The sequence below is a fragment of the Luedemannella helvata genome (assembly GCF_039528415.1).
GTDB classification, from domain to species: Bacteria; Actinomycetota; Actinomycetes; order Mycobacteriales; family Micromonosporaceae; genus Luedemannella; species Luedemannella helvata.
Genome location: NZ_BAAALS010000028.1, coordinates 24,084 through 43,252, shown reverse-complemented (window position 1 = coordinate 43,252; position 19,169 = coordinate 24,084). Strand labels below are relative to the sequence as shown.

General features: G+C 72.3%; 13 protein-coding genes. 11 read left to right on the top strand and 2 right to left on the bottom strand.

The window, feature by feature from the left end; translation table 11 throughout:
• Positions 1–124 precede the first annotated feature (124 nt).
• From ABD191_RS23475 to ABD191_RS23440, 8 genes are all read left to right on the top strand, one after another.
• Positions 125–3,727 (top strand): ATP-binding protein, encoded by a 3,603-nt coding sequence (locus ABD191_RS23475; RefSeq protein ID WP_344086099.1) that lies wholly within the window; start codon positions 125–127, stop codon positions 3,725–3,727.
• A gap of 41 nt (positions 3,728–3,768) precedes the next feature.
• Positions 3,769–5,061, top strand: coding sequence for an FAD-binding oxidoreductase (locus ABD191_RS23470; protein WP_344086097.1), 1,293 nt, complete (start codon positions 3,769–3,771; stop codon positions 5,059–5,061).
• 85 nt (positions 5,062–5,146) lie between these two features.
• Positions 5,147–6,517, top strand: a complete 1,371-nt coding sequence (locus tag ABD191_RS23465; protein ID WP_344086094.1) for an FAD-dependent oxidoreductase — start codon at positions 5,147–5,149, stop codon at positions 6,515–6,517.
• Between the two features lie 516 nt (positions 6,518–7,033).
• Complete coding sequence (nhaC, locus tag ABD191_RS23460; protein ID WP_344086091.1) at positions 7,034–8,497, top strand: Na+/H+ antiporter NhaC; 1,464 nt, start codon at positions 7,034–7,036, stop codon at positions 8,495–8,497.
• 4 nt (positions 8,498–8,501) lie between these two features.
• The gene (locus ABD191_RS23455) at positions 8,502–9,926 is read left to right on the top strand and encodes a basic amino acid/polyamine antiporter (RefSeq protein ID WP_344086088.1); all 1,425 of its coding nucleotides are present in this window, start codon (positions 8,502–8,504) and stop codon (positions 9,924–9,926) included.
• 28 nt (positions 9,927–9,954) lie between these two features.
• Complete coding sequence (locus ABD191_RS23450; RefSeq protein ID WP_344086085.1) at positions 9,955–11,211, top strand: arginine deiminase; 1,257 nt, start codon at positions 9,955–9,957, stop codon at positions 11,209–11,211.
• 126 nt (positions 11,212–11,337) lie between these two features.
• Entirely contained in the window at positions 11,338–11,751 is a 414-nt protein-coding gene (locus ABD191_RS23445; RefSeq protein ID WP_344086082.1) for a hypothetical protein, read from the top strand.
• Positions 11,752–11,756: 5 nt separating this feature from the next.
• On the top strand, positions 11,757–13,898 hold the full coding sequence (locus tag ABD191_RS23440) for a bifunctional polysaccharide deacetylase/glycosyltransferase family 2 protein (RefSeq protein WP_344086079.1): 2,142 nt from the start codon (positions 11,757–11,759) through the stop codon (positions 13,896–13,898).
• 78 nt (positions 13,899–13,976) lie between these two features.
• On the opposite strand, the gene ABD191_RS23435 is transcribed toward ABD191_RS23440, so the two are convergent.
• Positions 13,977–14,318, bottom strand: a complete 342-nt coding sequence (locus ABD191_RS23435; RefSeq protein ID WP_344086076.1) for a hypothetical protein — start codon at positions 14,316–14,318, stop codon at positions 13,977–13,979.
• 56 nt (positions 14,319–14,374) lie between these two features.
• Positions 14,375–15,433: a LacI family DNA-binding transcriptional regulator gene (locus ABD191_RS23430; protein WP_344086073.1), complete on the bottom strand. Its 1,059-nt coding sequence runs from the start codon at positions 15,431–15,433 to the stop codon at positions 14,375–14,377.
• A 632-nt stretch (positions 15,434–16,065) separates the two neighbouring features.
• Between ABD191_RS23430 and ABD191_RS23425 the strand changes: the two genes are divergently transcribed.
• The 3 genes from ABD191_RS23425 (at position 16,066) to ABD191_RS23415 (ending at position 19,063) form a co-directional block, all read left to right on the top strand.
• On the top strand, positions 16,066–18,192 hold the full coding sequence (locus ABD191_RS23425; RefSeq protein ID WP_344086070.1) for a cellulase family glycosylhydrolase: 2,127 nt from the start codon (positions 16,066–16,068) through the stop codon (positions 18,190–18,192).
• 197 nt (positions 18,193–18,389) lie between these two features.
• Complete coding sequence (locus tag ABD191_RS23420) at positions 18,390–18,677, top strand: ArsR/SmtB family transcription factor (protein ID WP_344086068.1); 288 nt, start codon at positions 18,390–18,392, stop codon at positions 18,675–18,677.
• On the top strand, positions 18,677–19,063 hold the full coding sequence (locus ABD191_RS23415) for a VOC family protein (RefSeq protein WP_344086191.1): 387 nt from the start codon (positions 18,677–18,679) through the stop codon (positions 19,061–19,063). The genes ABD191_RS23420 and ABD191_RS23415 overlap by 1 nt, the downstream gene beginning before the upstream one ends.
• The last annotated feature ends 106 nt before the right edge of the window (positions 19,064–19,169 follow it).

The window sequence follows — 19,169 nt, the reverse complement described above, 5'->3', positions numbered from 1 at the left end:
CCACACCAGCTGTCCCTCGTGGGCCGCCGGCAACCCTGCCGATTCGGCCGACCGTCACAGAACGCTCAGCCAACTATGCTCAGCGTGCACCAAGGCGGACGCGCGAGCCGGGTCGGAGGGATGAATGCCTGACGGCGGGCACCACGAGTCGGCCCTGCACATCAGCGTCCTCGGCGAGGTGAGCGCCGCCCGTGGCGGGCAACCCCTCGACCTCGGCGGGCGCCGCCAGCGCTCCGTACTCGCCCTGCTCGTGCTCGCCCGCGGCGACGCGGTGGGTGCCGACCGGCTCGTGCACGACCTGTGGGGCGAGGACGCCCCGACCACGGCCACCGGCGCGCTGCAGGCGTTCGTGTCGCACCTGCGTCGCCGGCTGGAGCCGGGTCGCACCGCCCGGTCGCGCGGCACGGTGATCGTCAGTGTCGGCCCCGGATACGCCCTGCGGGTACCGGACGACGCCGTGGACGCGTGGCGCTTCGAGCGGGACCTGCACCGCGCCACGGGGCAGCCCGACCCCGCCGTCGCCGCGGCCGTCCTGAGTGCCGCGTTGGACCTGTGGCGGGGACCGGCGCTCGTGGAGTACGCGGACCACCGGTGGGCTCAGGCCGAGGCGGCCCGCCTCGGCGAGCTGCGCGAGGTCGCCCGCGAACAGCTCGTGGCCGCGCGCCTGGCCTGCGGGCAGAGCGCCGTGCTCGTACCCGAGATCGAACGGCTGGTGGGCGAGCAGCCGCTGCGCGAGGAACGCTGGCGGCTGCTGGTCCTGGCGCTCTACCGGGCCCACCGGCAGGCGGACGCGCTCGCCGCGCTGCGCCGGGCGCGGCAGGTCCTCGCCGACGAGCTCGGCGTCGATCCCGGCCCGGCGCTGCGGGAACTCGAGGCCGAGGTGCTCGCCCAGTCCCCGGCCCTGGCCCTGCCGCGACAGCCCGTCGCACCGCCCGCCCGCCCGGACGCCCCCGCGTCAGCACCGCTCACCGCCGAACAGCCGGTCATCGGCGCCTCGCCGGCCGGCGAGGCGCTGGTCGAGCGGGGCGCCGAGATGGCGGACCTGCGGGCGTGCCTGCACGACGTGCTGGCCGGGCAGGGCCGGCTGGCGCTCGTGCAGGGACCGGCCGGCATCGGCAAGACCCGGCTGCTGGCCGAGGCGCGGCGAATCGCCGCCGGGGACGGCATCCGCGTCCTCACCGCGCGCGGCAGCCAACTGGAGCGCGAGTACGGCTTCGGCGCGGTGCGCCAGCTGTTCGAGCCGGTCGTCGCCGATCCGGACGCGGCCGGCCAGCTGATGGCCGGGGCCGCCGCGTCGGCCGCCCCGGTGTTCGACGTCGCCGGCGACGCGACCCGGGCGCGTTCGGAGGGCACGCTGGCCGCCCTGCACGGCCTGTACTGGCTGACCGTGAACCTGTCCGCCCGGGCGCCGCTGCTGCTCGCGGTCGACGACGTGCAGTGGTGCGACAGCGGCTCGCTGCGCTTCCTGGCCTACCTGGTGCGCCGCGTCGAGGACCTGCCCGTACTCGTCGTGGCCACGTTGCGCACGGGCGAGCCGCACGCCGACGAGGCGCTGCTCGCCGAACTCGCGCACGACCCGGCCACCGTGACGGTACGGCCCGGCCCGCTGAGCGCCACGGGCGTCGCGGACCTCGTGCGCGGTCGGCTCGGCGCCGACGCCGACGCCGCGTTCGTGACGGCGTGCCACCGCACCACGTCGGGCAACCCGCTGCTGCTGCGCCAACTGCTGCGCGCGTTGCAGGCCGAGGCCGTGCGGCCGGACTCGTCACACGCGGACACGGTCACCGCGATCGGTTCGCGGGCCATCTCCAGCCTGGTCCTCATGCGCCTGGGCCGCATGCCACCGGCCGCCACGGCGACGGCGCGGGCGATCGCCGTGCTCGGCGACGGCGCCACGCTGCCCGCCGTGGCCGCCCTGTGCGGGTCCACGGAGGACGACGCGGCCGCGGTCGTGGCCACGCTCGCGAAGGCGGAGGTGCTCCGCGACGAGTACCCGCTGGGGTTCGTGCACCCGCTGGTCGCCGACGCGGTGTACCGCGACCTGCCGCCCGGGCAGCGGCAGTTGCAGCACGAGCGGGCCGCCCGGATCCTGCACGACGCGCATGCGCCGGCCGAACGCGTGGCCGCGCACCTCATGCACGTACCGCACCGCGCGGACCCCTGGGTCGTGGCCGTGCTCCGCTCGGCCGCCGCCACGGCCGCCGACCGCGGCACGCCGGACGCGGCGTCCCGGTACCTGCGCCGCGCGCTGCTCGAACCGCCGCCCGCGGACGCGCGCGCCGACGTGCTGCAGGAACTGGGCCGCCTGGAGTCGATGGCCGACGGGCCGGCCGCGATCGCCGACCTGCGCGCGGCGTACGACCTGATCACGGACCCGGCACGCCGCGCGGCGGTCGCGCAGATGCTGGCCCGCACGATGGTGTTCGCGGGCACCCCCGGGTCGGCGACGGCGTTCGCCGCCCGGGCGGCCGGGGAACTGCCCGACGACCTGGTCGACGAGTGGCAGGGGCTCAAGGGCCTGGAGCGCATCGGCGGCTACATGCACGACCTCGACCCGCGCCTGTGGCGCGTCGGCAACCCGGCCGTCGTCGGCGACGGCCCCGGTGCCCGGATGCTCGCCGCGGATCTGGCCTGGGAGAAGCTGATCGACGGCACGGACCGCGCCGGGGCGGTGGAGCTGGCCCGGTTCGCCCTCGCCGACGGGGTGCTCATGGACGTCGACATCGGGCTGCTGTGGGTCGTGGCCGGCGTCGTGCTGCACATGGCCGGCGAGGACACGACGGCGTTCTGGGACGGCGCGCTCGAACGGGCCCACCAGCGCGGGGCGATGTTCTCCGCGCTGGCCACCCACCTGTGGCGCGGGTACGCGGAGTGGGAGTCCGGCGACCTGCGCGCCGGCCTGGAGTCGGTCACCACCTCCCACGAGCAGTCCGCGATCTGGGGCTCGAGCGTCGGGCTGCCGTACACGGAGGCGTTCACGATCGGCATGCTCATCGACCGGGGTGACGTGGCCGGGGCGCGGACCTTCCTGGAGGGCGTGCGGCACCGGGCGCGCTACGGCGACGGGTCCCGGCTGTTCGGTGAGGCGCACGCGCGGCTGCTCATCGAGGAGGGCGACCACCAGGCGGCGCTGACCGCCCTCGACGAGGTACGCCTGGTGCAGCGGGCCACCCGCAACCCGGTGTGGCGGCCCGCCCGGACGCTGCGCGGGCTGGCGCTGGCCGGGCTGGGCCGTCGCGACGAGGCGCTGGTGCTGCTCGCCGAGGAGCTCCGGGCCGCCCGCGCCTGGGGCACGCCCGGCCTCGTCGGTCGCACGCTGCGCGTCGTCGGTGAGGTCAAGGGGCCCGAGGGCGGCGACGATCTGCGCGCGGCCGTGGCGCTGCTGGCCGGCAGCCGGGCGCGCCTGGAGTACGGGCGGGCGCTGGCGGCGCTGGCGGCGCATCACGACCGGGCGGCGGCCGTGCCGCTGCTCACCGAGGCGTACGACATCGCGCAGCGGTGTGGCGCGGACGGGCTGCGTTCGGCCGTCGCCGCCCGGCTCGCGGCCGCCGGGGTCCCGCCGCCCCCGCCGGTGGCCGAGGCGGCGCTGACCCGCACCGAGCGGTTGGTCGCCGAGCACGCGGCGGCCGGCGCGGATGAGCGCGCCATCGCCCAGGCGCTGCTGGTCACCCCGCGCCTGGTGCAGACGACGCTCGCGGCGCTGCGCGAGCGCGGCCTCGTTCAGTAGGCGTCAAGTCGGCGCCAAGTGGCGCGGGGCAGGGTCCCATAATGATCGAGGAGCCGACGGCGGCGCAGGTGACGCTGCGCGGGTTGTGCGGCGGGGCGGTGCACCTGCCCGGCGATCCCGCGTACGACCTCGCGCGCACGCCCTGGAACACGGCCGTGGACCAGCGGCCGGCCGCGGTCGCCTATCCGGCGGACGCCGGCGAGGTCGCGGCGCTGCTGCGCGCGGCGCGCGCCGTGGGGTTGCGTGTCGCGCCACAGGGCACCGGCCACCTCGCGGCCGCGCTCGGGCCGCTCGATGACATCGTGCTGCTGCGCACGGCCGCCATGACCGGGCTGTCGGTCGACCGGGCCGGCCGGCGCGCCCGGGTCGGCGCCGGCATGCTGTGGGCCGACGTGGTCGGCGCGGTGTCGCCGCTGGCGGCCCTGCACCCGGCCGCCCCGGACGTCGGCGTGGTCGGCTACTCCCTGTCGGGCGGGCTGAGCTGGTACGGCCGGCAGCGGGGCCTGCAGTCGACGAGCGTGACCGCGGTGGAACTGGTGACGCCCGGCGGCGACGCCGTACGCGCGGACGCCGGCCACGAGCCTGACCTGTTCTGGGCGCTGCGGGGCGGCGGCGCCAACTTCGGCGTCGTGACCGCGATCGAGTTCGCCCTGCACGACGTCGGCGAGGTCACCGCCGGCATGCTCGCGTGGGACGCGGCGCGCGCTGAGCGCGTACTCCCGGAATGGGTGGCGTGGGCCGCGACGGCCCCGCGGACGGCGACCACCACGCTGCGGGTGATGCCCGCGCCGGCGGGCGCGCCCGCCGAGCTGCGCGGCCGGCGCATCGTCGTGATCAGCGGGGCGGTGACCGGCGCGGCGGGCGCGCCGCTCGCGCCGCTGCGCGCGCTGCGGCCGGAGGTGGACACGTTCGCCGCCGTTCAGCCGGCCGCGCTGGCCCGCCTGCACCTGGAGCCGGAGGGTCCCCGCCCGGACGATCGCGACGGCCTGCTGCTGGGGTCGGTCGACGCCGACGCGCTGCTGGCCGTCGCGGCGGGCGCCGACGTGGAGCTGCGCCACCTCGGCGGCGCCCTGGCCGATCGGCACCCGAACGCGGGCGCCCTGTCGCATGTGGAGGGTGAGTTCCTGCTCGTCAGCTCCGCCGCGGCCCGGCACGGCCTCGCGGCGCTGACGCCGTACGCGACCGGGCGGCGCTACCTGGGCCTGGCCGCCGAACGCGGCGACGTGCGCGCCGGGTTCGATCCGGCGGCGTGGGACCGGCTGCGCGCGATCCGCGCCGCCGTCGACCCGGGCGGGCTGCTCGTGGCGAGCCACCCGGTCCCGGCGGCCGGGTAAGCCGAACCCAAGCCCGCGTCAAGCGCTCCGCAAGCACGTCGGCACACCGTGTGACGGACACAGAAACCTCACACAGGAGCCAGAGATGGTCGCACAATCCGCACAGCGCACGGGGCACGCGGTCGTGGTCGGGGCCAGCATGGCCGGGCTGCTCGCCGCCCGCGTGCTCACGGAGTCCTTCGCCCGGGTCACGGTCGTCGACCGCGACACCCTGCCTGACGGGCCCCTGGCCCGGCGCGGCGTGCCGCAGGCCCGGCACGCGCACGGGCTGCTCGCCCGGGGCCGGGAGATCCTTGAGGACCTGTTCCCGGGCCTCACCGACGACCTCGTCCGCGAGCACGGCGCCGTGGCGTGCGACGCGCAGCGCGACGTCGCCTGGTTCAACGACGGCCACCTCCTGTGCCAGGAGGCCGCCGACATGATCGCCCTGTCGGTGAGCCGTCCCCTGCTGGAGTGGTACGTCCGCACCCGCCTCGCGGCGGTGCCCGAGGTCACCATCGTGACGAGGGCGGAGGCGCTCGGCCTGGTCGCCGACGAGGGGGCCAGCACCATTACGGGCGTACGCGTCCGCGAGGGCGGCACGGAGTCCACTCTGGACGCCGATCTCGTCGTGGACGCGACCGGTCGCAGCAACCGCGGCCCGACCTGGCTCAAGGCGCTCGGCTACGCGGCGCCCGAAGAGGAGAAGGTAGACGCCGGCCTCACGTACGTGTCGTCGACGTACCGGCGCAAGCCGGACGACTACGACGGCGCGGCCGTGGTGGTCGGCATGACGACCGGCAACCCGCGTGGCGGGGTGGTCGTCGGGGTGGAGAACGACCGCTGGATGGTCACCCTGATGGGCATGGGCGACGACGTCGCGCCGACCGATCAGGCGGGCTACCTGGCGTACGCGGCGGGCTTGCCCGTCCCCGACCTGCACGGCGTCATCGACGACGCCGAGCCGGTGGAGGAGCCGCACCGCATGCGCCTGCCGGCCAGCACGTGGCGCCGGTACGACAAGCTGCGCCGCTTCCCGGCGGGCCTGGTCGTCGTGGGCGACGCGATGTGCGCGCTCAATCCGGCGTACGCCCAGGGAATGACCACCGCGGCGGTGGAGGCGGACGCGCTGCGCACCTGCCTCGCGGCCGGCCGCGAGGACCTCGCCCGGCGCTACTTCCGGGCGGCAGCGAAGATCATCGCCATCCCGTGGAGCATCTCGGTCACGGCCGACCTGCGCTTCCCGAGCGTGGTCGGACCCCGCACCGGGCAGGTCCGCTTCCTCAACTGGTACATCGGACGGCTGCACCGGGTGGCCGAACGCGACGCCGCCGTGGGCCGCGCGTTCCTGCGGGTGGCCAACCTGATCGACCCGCCGCAGAAGCTGTTCTCCCCCACCATCGCGGTCAAGGTCCTGCGTGGGCGCCGACCTCGGCGCGAAACCGTCGCCCGCGTGGCCGGGCCGGAGCCCGCCTGAGGCGGCACCTCCCGACGGTGGCCGGCCAGCCCGACAGGGCCGGCCGGCCACCGGTGGTGACTGAACCCGTTCACTCACGCGCGATCACGGTCCGCCGGGCGGCACAGCCCTTACCGTCATTACAACTGAGGGTTGTTGGGCGGCTACCGGAGGTAACCGTGAAGAACCTCTTCATCGGCCTGTGCATCGCGGTCATTCTCGCGGCGTTCTTCAACGCGTCGTCGAAAGACGAGCAGTCGCGGCCCGAGGAGACGACATGCACGGGGTCGAAGTGCTGACGCCGGCGTAGTCCGGTTCCAGCGTCATCCGCGACGGCACCTGGACCGACGACGATCCAGGTACCGTCGCCCCACCGACAGGGCAGGCGCGCGGGTCCGCCGAGCAGGCCGCCGCCGCCAGCGCCCGGAACCGCACCGGACGGGTCGGACAGACCCAGTGCCGCGATATCGACGCCATGAATACCGATTTGTCGTAATAATGCTTTCTTACGGCTATCGACATGAGGGCGGCGGACGGATGGCGGAGCAGGAGCAGGAAACCCCGGCGCGCCCCGTACGTGAGCCGTCGCTCGTCGACGCCGTCATCCCGCTGATCACACTCGCCGGGCTGATCGCCGCGTCGCTGGCACTGTTCGGGCTCGACGCCCTCGACGGGCCGGTCCAGGTCGCGTTGATCATCTGCGTCCTCGTGGCCGCGCTCATCGGCATGCGCAACGGCCATACGTGGGCCGACGTGGAGCGCGCCGCCCGGTCGGCGTTCACGTCGATCACCAGCGCGGTGCTGATCCTGCTCGCCGTGGGCGCCCTCATCGGGGTGTGGAACCTGTCCGGCACGATCCCGACCCTGGTCTACTACGGCATCCAGGCGCTGTCCCCCACCTGGTACTACGCGGCGACCGCGCTCATCTGCGGCGTCGTCGCGATGACCATCGGCAGCTCCTGGACGACCGCCGGGACGATCGGCGTCGGGCTGCTCGGCGTGGCGACCATGCTCGGCGTGTCGCCCGCGATCACGGCCGGCGCGGTGATCTCCGGGGCGTACCTGGGCGACAAGCTCTCCCCGCTGTCGGAGACCACGGTGCTGACGGCCCAGCTCGCCGGCGTCGACGTGCACCAGCACATCAAGCGCCAGGCGTGGACGTCGATCCCGGCATTCACCATCGCCTTCGTGGTGTTGCTGGTCATCAGCCTGGCCAAGGCCCCGGACGTGCGCAACCCGGTCGGCGAGGAGGTGGAGCTGAACAGCCTCGACGGCATCTACCGCATCACGCCGCTGAACCTGCTGCCGCTCGTACTGCTCGCCTTTCTGTCCCTGCGCAAGGTCCCCGCGACGCTCGCGTTGATGGCGTCCACGCTGTTCGCCGGGTTCCTCGGGGCCTTCCTGCAGCCAGGCGTGGTGCGCGACTTCGTCGGCGGGGACGACTACCACGCCGTCGTCGGGTCCATCAAGGGCATCTGGTCGGCGATGGCGAACGGATTCTCGATCAACTCCGGCATCGGCGAGATCGACCAGCTCCTGTCGCGGGGCGGTATGGACAGCATGCTGCTCACGCTGTGGCTGATCATCGGCGCGGTCACCTTCGGCGCGATCCTGGAGGAGTTCGGCATGATCAGCCGCCTGGTCGACCCGCTGATCCGGTCGGCCCGCAGCACCGGCCGGCTGTTCCTCACGGTCTTCGCGTGCTGCTTCGGCCTCAACGTCGTGGCGGGCGACCAGTACATCGCGCTCGTGCTGCCGACCAAGGTGTTCCGGCTGGAGTTCCAGCGCCGTGGGCTGCACCCGGCCAACCTGTCCCGGCTGGCCGCCGACAGCGGCACGGTCACCTCGGCGCTGGTGCCGTGGAACTCGTGCGGCGCCTTCATGAGCGCCGTGCTCGGCGTGCCGACCCTGTCCTACCTGCCGTTCGCCATCTTCAACTACGCCAGCCCGACGCTCAGCGTCCTGTACGGCGTGACCGGTTTCCGGATCGAAAAGAGCTGACGACGTGGCAACCGAGACGCAGCAACCACTGACAGCCAAGCTGACCTTCTGGACCATGACGGCGATGGTCGTCGGCTCCATGGTCGGCGCGGGCGTGTTCTCCCTGCCCCGCCGCTTCGCGCAGGAGACCGGCATCGCCGGCGCGCTGATCGCCTGGACCGTCGCCGGTGCCGGCATGCTCATGCTCGCGTTCGTCTTCCAGACCCTGGCCGTGCGCAAGCCGCACCTCGACGCCGGCGTGTACGCCTACGCGAAGGAGGGCTTCGGGGAGTACCCGGGCTTCTTCGCCGCGTTCGGCTACTGGGCCAGCGCGTGCGTCGGCAACGTCACGTACTGGGTGCTCATCATGTCGACGGTCGGCGCGGTCTGGCCGGCCCTCGGCGAGGGCGACACGTTCCTCGCCCTCCTGCTGTCGACGATCGGCCTGTGGGGCTTCTTCTTCCTGATCAAACAGGGCATCCGGGAGGCGACCGCGATCAACCGGATCGTCACGGTCGCCAAGCTCGTACCGATCCTGGTCTTCGTCCTGATCGCGCTGTTCTACCTCGACCTCAAGGTGTTCGCCGACAACTTCACCGGCGCGACGTACGGGTCGCTGTTCGACCAGGTGCGCGGGACGATGCTGGTCACGGTGTTCGTCTTCCTCGGCGTGGAGGGCGCGAGCGTCTACTCCCGGCACGCCAAGCGCCGCGAGGACGTGGGGCGCGCGACCGTCCTCGGGTTCCTCAGCGTCTTCGCCGTCTTCGCCTCGGTCACGATCGTCTCGTACGGCATCCTGCCCATCGAGCAGATCGCCGAGCTGCGCCAGCCGTCCATGGCGGGCGTGCTGGAGGCGGCCGTCGGCACGTGGGGAAAGGTCTTCGTCAGCATCGGCCTGATCGTCTCGGTGCTCGGCGCGTACCTGGCGTGGACGCTCATGGCGGCCGAGGTGCTCTATGTCGCCGCCAAGGACGACGACATGCCCCGGTTCCTGCGTGGCATCAACGCCGCCGACGTGCCCGTCCCGGCGCTCATCATGTCGACCGCGCTGGCGCAGGTGTTCCTGATCGTCACCCTCTTCTCCGAGGACGCGTTCAGCTTCGCCCTCGACCTGACCAGCGCGCTGACGCTCATCCCGTTCCTGCTCGCCGCGGCGTACGCGGTGAAGGTGGCGCTCGGGCACGCCAACGTGGCCCGGGGCACCCGGCGGGAGCTGACCATCGGCGTCATCGCGACCGTCTACGTCGTGTTCCTGCTCTTCGCGGCCGGCCTGAAGTACGTGCTGGTGTCGTTCATCGTCTACGCCCCCGCGACGATCCTGTTCGCGCTCACCCGCCGCGAACAGGGTCGGCGCGTGTTCTCCCCCGCCGAGTTGGCGCTCTTCATCGTCTCCGTCGCCGGCGCGATCGTCGGGATCGTCGCCCTCATCGCCGGCTGGATCACCATCTGACACCGTCCCGAACGCGAAGGAGATCAGCGTGAACACGCAGCCCGTGTCGTCCAACTATGGCGTGCATTCCGAGGTCGGCCGGCTGCGCAAGGTCCTCGTCTGCGCGCCCGGCCTGGCCCACCGCCGCCTCACCCCCACCAACGCCGACGACCTGTTGTTCGACGACGTGATGTGGGTGGAGAGCGCCCAACGCGACCACGCCGACTTCGTCAACAAGCTGCGCCAGCGCGACGTCGAGGTGGTCGAGCTGCACGAGCTGCTGGCGCAGACGGTCGCCATCCCGGAGGCGAAGGCATGGCTGCTGGACCGCAAGATCAATCGCAACGAGGTCGGCCTGGGCCTCATCGACGACACGCGGGCCTTCCTGGACGGCCTGGCGCCACGCCAGCTCGCCGAATACCTCATCGGCGGGCTCGCCACCGACGACCTGCCCGCCGACTTCCGGCCCGGGTACGTCTCCCTGGCCCGGGAGTCCGCGGGCGGGCGCGAGTACCTGATGCCGCCGCTGCCCAACACCCTCTACACCCGCGACACGACCTGCTGGCTGTACGGGGGCCTCACCCTCAACCCGCTGTTCTGGCCCGCCCGACACGACGAGACCCTGCTCATGAAGGCGATCTACCAGTACCACCCGGACTTCGTCGGCTCGAAGGTCTGGTGGGGCGATCCCGAACTCTCCTGGGGGCAGGCCACCTTCGAGGGCGGCGACATCATGCCGGTCGGCAACGGCACCGTCCTCATGGGCATGAGCGAACGCACCTCCCGGCACGCGATCACCCAGGTCGCCGCGGCGCTCTTCGAACAGCAGGCGGCCGACCATGTCGTCGTCGCCGGCATGCCCAAGCTGCGGGCCGCCATGCACCTCGACACGGTCTTCACCTTCGCCGACCGCGACCTCGTCACCCTGTACCCGACCATCGTGGACGCGATCCACACCTTCTCGCTGCGCCCGTCGGACAGGTCCCCCGGCGTGGAGGTCGTCGACCACGGGTCGCGCGCCTTCGTCGACGTGGTCGCCGAGGCGCTGGGCCTACGCGAGCTGCGGGTCATCGAGACCGGCGGCGACGTGTACGCCTCCGAGCGCCAACAGTGGGACAGCGGCAACAACGCGGTCGCCGTGGAGCCCGGCGTCGTGTTCACCTACGACCGCAACACGCTGACGAACACCCTGCTGCGCAAGGCGGGCGTCGAGGTCATCACGATCGTCGGCGCGGAGCTGGGGCGCGGGCGCGGCGGCGGGCACTGCATGACGTGTCCCATCATCCGCGACCCGGTCACCTTCTGACGCGCGGGAGCCTTCACCGGGTCGAGGGTGGTGTGTGACACCTCCGGCGCGCACGGCGCTATTACCGGTGACATGAATAGAGACAGGATCCCCGGACGGTCCCATCGTGGTCCGAACCGGACACCGGTGGCCTCGCCCCGGCCTCTCCGGCCCGCCCCGCAACCGCGACAGATCCGGTCCCCGGGACGCGGCCGACCGGTCTTCGTCGACCGCACCGGTCGGCGGCTCCGGCTCACCCGACTGGTCGGCGTCGGCGTCGCCGTCCTGCTCGCCGCGACCCTGGGCATGTTGGCCTTCGCCCTGTCCGGCGCGCCCGCTGGCACGGCCCCGGACCTGCCGGGGGCGGCGGGTGCCGGCGTCACCACGCGACCGGCCGCCCGCCCGACGACCGCCGCCCCGACGCGCACCCCGACCGCCACGCGGACCAGGCCCGCGACCAGCACGACGCGCGCGGCCGCGCGGACGACGGGCACCTCCGAAGCGCCGACCTCACGGCCGGGCCGGGCACCGACGCACCGCGGCAAGCCGACGGACCGGTAGCGGACGTGGCGCGGTATTCCAGCCGGCACCGCGACCCGCGCGCGGGTGCCAAGGTGCCCCGGGCGCACTGGGCGCTGCTCCTGTTCGCGATGCTGGCCCTGCTGGCGGAGCTGGCGCTCGGCGGCATCGTCAACGGTGTCGGCGGCGAGGGCGGCGCCCCGCGGGCGGCGGCCACGGGACCGGCTGCGCCGAAGGCGGTGCGCGGCGGCGGGCCGGTCCTGCGGATCGAGGCGGGCAGCGACGTCGCCACCCGGCACCTGCCGCCCGGCACGGTCGCGCTCACCTTCGACGACGGCCCGGACCCCCGATGGACGCCGCAGATCCTCGACCAGCTCGCCCGCGCGCAGGCCCGGGCGACGTTCTTCGTCGTCGGTTCGAAGGTCAACCGGTACCCGGAGCTGACCCGCCGCATCCTGGCCGAGGGCCACGAGATCGGCATCCACACGTTCACGCACGCCGACCTGGCCGCCGTGCCGGCATGGCGGCGGCGGGCCGAGATCGCCCTGAGCCAGAACGCCCTCGCCGGCGCGACCGGGCAGCTGGCCGTCCTGATGCGGCCGCCGTTCTCGTCGCATCCCGACGCGATGAGCGCGGACGACTTCGCGGCCCTGCGCGACGTGGCCGGCGCCGGGCTGCTCGTCGTGCTCGCCGACCGCGACACGCAGGACTGGCGCCGGCCGGGCGTGGACGCCATCGTCGCCGGCGCCCTGCCACCGGCCGGTCGCGGCGGCGTGGTCATGTTGCACGACTCCGGCGGCGACCGGTCGCAGACGGTGGCCGCGCTCGGCCCGCTGCTCGACCGGCTCAAGGGGCACGGCTACCAGCTCACCACCGTGTCCGAGGCGCTCGCGCTGCCGCCGCCCGCCGTGGCCGGCCCCGGCGACCGGCTGCGCGGCGACACGCTGCGGGCGGCCCAGACGCTCAGCGGCTGGCTGAACCACGCGATGACCGCCCTGCTGGGCACGGCGCTCGCGCTCGGGCTGCTGCGGCTCGTGCTCCAGCTCGCCACGGCCCGGGCACACCGGCGACGGGCCCGGCGGCAGCGGCACCGGCCCGTGTTCCTGGGGCCGGTGACCGTCATCGTTCCGGCGTACAACGAGGCCGCGAACATCGAGGCGACCGTCCGCTCGCTCGTCGCCAGCGACTACCCCGAGGTGTACGTCCTGGTCGTCGACGACGGCTCGGCCGACGACACGTTCCGCATCGTGCGCGACCTGCGCCTGCCGCGGGTACGGGTGATCCGCCAGGACAACGCCGGCAAGCCGGCGGCCCTCAACAACGGGCTGGCGCACACCCACACCGACCTCGTCATCATGGTGGACGGCGACACCATCTTCGAGCGGGACGCGGTGGGCCGGCTGGTGCAGCCGTTCCGCGACCCCGAGGTCGGCGCCGTCAGCGGCAACGCCAAGGTGGCCAACCGCGGCGGCCTGCTCGGCCGCTGGCAGCACCTCGAGTACGTGATGGGCTTCAACCTCGACCGCCGCATGTTCGACATCGGCCGGTGCATGCCCACCGTCCCCGGCGCGATCGGCGCCTTCCGCCGGGGCGTCCTCATGGGGGCGGGCGGCGTCTCGTCGGCGACCCTGGCCGAGGACACCGACCTGACCATGTCGGTCATCCGGGCCGGCTGGCGCGTCGTGTACGAGGAGAAGGCGATCGCGTGGACCGAGGCCCCGTCGACGCTGCGCCAGCTGTGGCGCCAGCGGTACCGCTGGTGCTACGGCACCATGCAGGCGATGTGGAAGCACCGCGACACGCTCACCCGCCGCGGCCCGGCCGGCCAGCTCGGGCGGCGCGGCCTGACGTACCTGACGGTGTTCCAGGTCCTGCTGCCGCTGGCCGCGCCGGCCGTCGACGTCTACGCCATCTACGGCCTGCTGTTCCTGCCGCTCGCGCAGGTGGCCGTCCCGTGGCTGGCGTTCACCGCGCTGGGCGCCCTGACGGCCGCGTACGCCCTGCGCCTCGACGGCGAACGGCTGCGCGTGCTGTGGTCGCTGCCGCTGCAACAGTTCGTGTACCGGCAGCTCATGTACCTCGTCGTCGTGCAGTCCGTGGTGACCGCGCTGGCCGGCGTGCGGCTGCCGTGGCACCGCATGGTGCGCAGCGGCGCCGCCCAGAGCCTCCTGCGCGCCCGGACCCGCTAGCAGGGTTCGCGCGCGCAGATCGCTCCGGGACGGCACCCGCCCCGGCCACGGCGGGCCGACGCGGCGGTTGCACGACGGTCAAGCCGACCAGTCGACACGTTCGGGCAGCTCGACCTCGCCGGCCTGCGGGTCGTAGCAGACCAGGCCGAGCTGGCCGGCCCGCTGGTACACGAACTCGGCGACCTCCTCAAGCCGCGACCAGCTGATCGGCAGGATCACGTGCGTGTCCGACCCGGCGGGCGCGGCATCGAAGGCGTCCGGCTCCGGGAACCGCGCGACGACCTCCTCGTAGAACTGGCTGACCGCCGGATGCGCCGACACCGTCGAGGTGTCCGCGCGACACAACAGCTCGTACGTGTTGCCGGCGTGCCCGGCCGAAACAGGCGCCGCCTCGTACCACACGCCAAGGTCGAAACTCACGGCCGCATCGTAACCGCCGCGGTGATGGATCCGGTGGGTACGAGCTGGCCGTCGACTCAGCTCGGTGGTGGCGCCGTGCTGGCCCGGACGACCAGACGGGTGGCCAGCTCCACGCCAACCTGGGTAGCGTGTTCTCCGCGGCCCATGGCCAGGGCCATTTCCGTGGCGGTCGCGGCCATCTCGGTCAGTGGCTGGCGGACTGTGGTCAGCGGCGGGTCGACCCAGGCGGCGATCGGCAGATCGTCGAAGCCCACCACGCTGATGTCGTCCGGAATGCGCAGCCCGGCTTCGCGGATGGCCTGGTACGCGCCGATCGCCTGCAGGTCGCTGCTGGCGAAGATGGCGGTGGGGCGGGGCTCGCGGGACAGGAGCGCCCGCGTGGCCGCGTGGCCGGCGTCGCGGGTCAGGTGCTCCGTGTTCAGCACGAGGTCGGCATCGACGGACAGGCCCGCTGACTCCATCGCCGATCGGTAACCGGCCAGCCGCGCGCGGCAGAACAGGATGTGGTCGGGGCCAGCGATCATCGCGATGCGCTGGTGCCCCTGTTCGATCAGGTGCCGTGCGGCGGACTGACCGCCGGTCCAGTTGGTGGCGCCCACGAACGGAACGTCACCGGGCAGTTCGGTGGTCGGGTCGAAAACGACGAACGGAACGCCCCGGGCCTTGAGTTCGTCGCGCTCCTCGGCGGACAGCTGTGCGACCGAGATGACGCAGGTCGGACGGTGGGCGGGCGCTTGCTGCAACCAGTCGGGCCGGTAGGCGTCGTGCAAGCCGAAGTCGGATATGAAGACCTGGACGCGGTTCTTCTTCGCGACGCGTTCGACGCCTCGGATGATCTCAACGGCCCAGACGCTCTCCAGCTCGCGGAAGACCAGCTCCATGATCCTCGTGCGGGTAGCCGTGGCGGGCCGGCGGTATCCGTGCTTGCCGAGGGCTGCCTCGACTCGCGCCCGGGTGTCCGCGGACACCCCCGACCGCCCATTGATCACTTTCGAAACGGTGGGCACCGACACGCCGGCCGACTCGGCGATGATGGCGATCGTGACCGGCCGCGAGGCGTCGCCCCGGATCTGCTCGTCCGCTGCCGCATGCCCGGGCGGTTCGGCCTCCGACAAGGTCTGCTCCCATGTCCGGCGGGATTGGTCGTCGCCAGGATAGGTCGTATCCGGCGCTCGTGCCGGTGCCGAGGTTGTCCCGATCCGTCGAGTGCGTTGATCGCAGAGTTTCGCGGAAACTTTCTACGCTTCCCGGACATCTCAATAACACTCCGCCGGACGGAACGAGTCTCCGGCCGCACTCCGACGTGGCCGGACCAGTCGCCCACCGCCCACGCGGACGCGGGTGGCTCGGCATCGGTGAGGTGGCGCCCGAGCGCCGAACGAGCCACACATTGACAGGTAGGCCCATGTCGACGACAGTCGGCACGTCATGAACGCAGCGATCGTTGTGAATCCCGATGGGGCGACTGCGCGCCCGGCGACCGGATCGCAGCGATGGGGCGGCGTCGCGGACGAACTCACGAACACTCGCGGACGCCGACGAAAATCATGTACACGCCAGAAGGGCCGGTAGGTATGTACCTGACAACGTCCCGCAGCCGTGGACGGCGGCCCCGGCTGGCGGCGGGCACCGCCGCGGCACCTGGGAATGCCCTGCTCACCGCAGTCGCCGCGCCGGCCCGGGCGGGGTGCACATGATGCGCCACCCCGGCTCGTACCACCTACTCGTCCTGAGACTTGGAGGAACCATGCGACAACGCATTACACGCGGGGCCCTGCGACGGGTCGGGGTCGTCATCGGCGGACTCACCAGCCTGCTCGTCGGCACGGCGGTGCTCGCCACGAACGCGAACGCGGCGGCCGGCTGTACCGTGACCTACGACGTCCCGAGCCAGTGGTCGGGCGGTTTCCAGGCCAACGTGAACATCACCAACCTCGGCGACCCGGTCAACGGCTGGCGACTGGCCTGGACCTTCGCGGCGGGGCAGAGCGTCACGCAGGTGTGGAACGCGACGACGACATCGTCCGGTGCCCAGGTCACCGCGACGAACGTCAGCTACAACGCCGCGATCCCGACGAACGGGAGCGCATCGTTCGGGTTCCTCGGCTCCTGGACGGGCAGCAACCCCAAGCCCACGTCGTTCTCGCTCAACGGGGTCCCCTGCACCGGCAGGGTCGCCACCAGCACCCCGCCTACCAGCCGCCCTGCGACGAGCGCGCCCCCGAGCAGCGCGCCGCCGTCCACCCGGCCGCCGTCGAGCCAGCCGCCCACCTCGGCACCCCCGGTCAACGCCATGGCGGCCGTGGCCGCGATGCAGCCCGGCTGGAACGTCGGCAACACCCTCGACGCCATCCCCGACGAAACCTCATGGGGAAACCCGGCGATCACGAAAGAGATGTTCGACGCCGTCCGCGCTCAGGGCTTCAACAGCGTCCGCATCCCGGTCACGTGGAGCAACCACCAGGGTCCTGCGCCCAGCTACACCATCGACCCGGCGTACCTCGGCCGCGTCAGGCAGGTGGTCGACTGGGCGCTCGCCGACGGCCTCTACGTCCTGCTCAACGTGCATCACGACTCGTGGCAGTGGATGAGCAGCATGCCCACCGACCACGACAACGTACTGGCCCGCTTCAAGGCGACCTGGGCACAGATCGCTGCCGCGCTCAAGGATGAACCGGCCAAGCTGACCTTCGAAAGCGTGAACGAGCCGCAGTTCGCCAACGTCACCGACGAGCAGGCGGCTCCCCTGCTCGACGAGCTCAACAAAGCCTTCTACACCACGGTACGCACCTCGGGCGGCAACAACGCGACCCGCCTGCTCGTCCTGCCCGCCCTGGGCAGCTCACCCGACCAGGCCCGAATGGACGCCCTGACGGGCACGCTCAGCGCGCTCAACGACCGCAACCTGATCGCGACCGTGCACTACTACGGGTTCTGGCCCTTCAGCGTCAACATCGCCGGCAAGACGACCTTCGACGCCGACACCAAGAACGACATGGTCGTCGCTTTCGACCGCATGTACAACACGTTCGTCAGCAAGGAAATCCCGGTCATCCTCGGCGAGTACGGCCTACTCAGCTACGACTACACCCGACCGGGAGTCATCGAGGCCGGCGAGGTGAAGAAGTTCTTCGAGGAACTCGGCTACCAGGCGCGGACGAAGAAGGTCACCACCATGTTGTGGGACGCGGGTTCGTTCCTCCACCGCAACACCCTGCAGTGGCGCGACCCCGACCTGCTGGCCCAGATCACGTCGAGCTGGACGACCCGCTCGGGCACGGCTTCCAGCGATCTGGTGTTCCTGCCGAAGTCGGGCCCGATCACCAGCAGGACGCTCACGCTGAACCTGAACGGCACGACGTTCCAAGGGCTGCGACAGGGAAACACAGCACTGACACCCGGCACGGACTACACGGTCAGCGGCGACCGACTCACCGTGACCGCCTCCGCGCTGACCAGGCTGGCCGGCAGCCGGGCCTACGGGGTCAACGCCACCGTGCAGGCGGTCTTCTCCCAGGGTGTGCCATGGTCGGTCCATGTGCTGACGTACGACGCCCCGGTGCTGTCCAGCGCCAGCGGAACGACCAGCGGGCTCACCATCCCCACCCAGTTCCGGGGTGACCTGCTCGCCACGATGGAGGCCAGGTACGCCGACGGCAGCAACGCCGGGACCGCCAACTGGACGCCCTACCAGGAGTTCAGCGGCGCCTTCATGCCGGACTACCCGGCCAACACCATCACCCTGAAGTCCGACTTCCTCAACACACTCACCGACGGCGCCCGGGTGACGCTCACCTTCCACTTCTGGAGCGGCACCCTGGTCACCTACCACGTGACCAGATCAGGAAGCACGGTCACCGGCACGACTGGCTGAACCGTCATGGACCGCGTACCCGGCGCGCGGCACGCGCGCCGGGTACGCGGAAAGCCCGAGCCTGTCCGCGCACGGCACGCGTGACCTGTGCGTTCGACCGTGGGGATGTGTCGCTGTCCCCCATGCCGGCCACACGATCCACAACCGCGCCGGGGTCCGGATTGACAGGCAAGCTGTAGCTTGCCTATGGTGGCGGCATGCCGGTGGATGACGTGTTCGTGGCGATCGGCGACGCGACCCGGCGGGCGATCCTCGACGAGCTCGCCGAGCGCGACGGGCAGACGCTCTTCGAGATCTGCACCCGGCTGACCACCAGGCACGGCATCGGATCGTCGCGGCAGGCGATCTCGCAGCACCTCGACATCCTCGCCAGGGCCGGGCTCGTCCGAGCCGAGCGAAATGGTCGATACAAGTTTCATTACGCTGATTTCCGGCCGCTGCGCGCGGTCGTGGACCGGTGGCCGATTCCGGAGGAAAAGCTATGATCCGCATCAACCTGACCAGCGTTTTCGTCGACGACCAGGCGAAGGCGCTCGCCTTCTACACCGACGTCCTGGGCTTTCGGACGAAGAACGACGTCCCGCTCGGCGAGCACCGCTGGCTCACGGTCGTCTCGCCGGCCGACCCCGAGGGCGTCGAACTCCTCCTGGAGCCCGCCGGCCACCCGGCCGTCGGCCCGTACCGGCAAGCTCTTGTCGACGACGGCATCCCGGCCACCGCGTTCGCCGTCGATGACGTCCGCCAGGAGTACGAGCGCCTGACCGCGCTGGGCGTCGTGTTCACCCAGCCGCCGGCGGACATGGGCCCGGTCACGACGGCGGTCCTCGACGACACCTGCGGCAACCTCATCCAGCTCGCCAGCCCGGCCTGACGTTCTCACCTCCGCTGGTCAGCGAGGCCGCCCGCACCGTTAATGTCCGGGCTTGCCTGGTTCGGGACCGGTCCTCAACAAACGGGACTTTCCGTGGGGCGGGTCT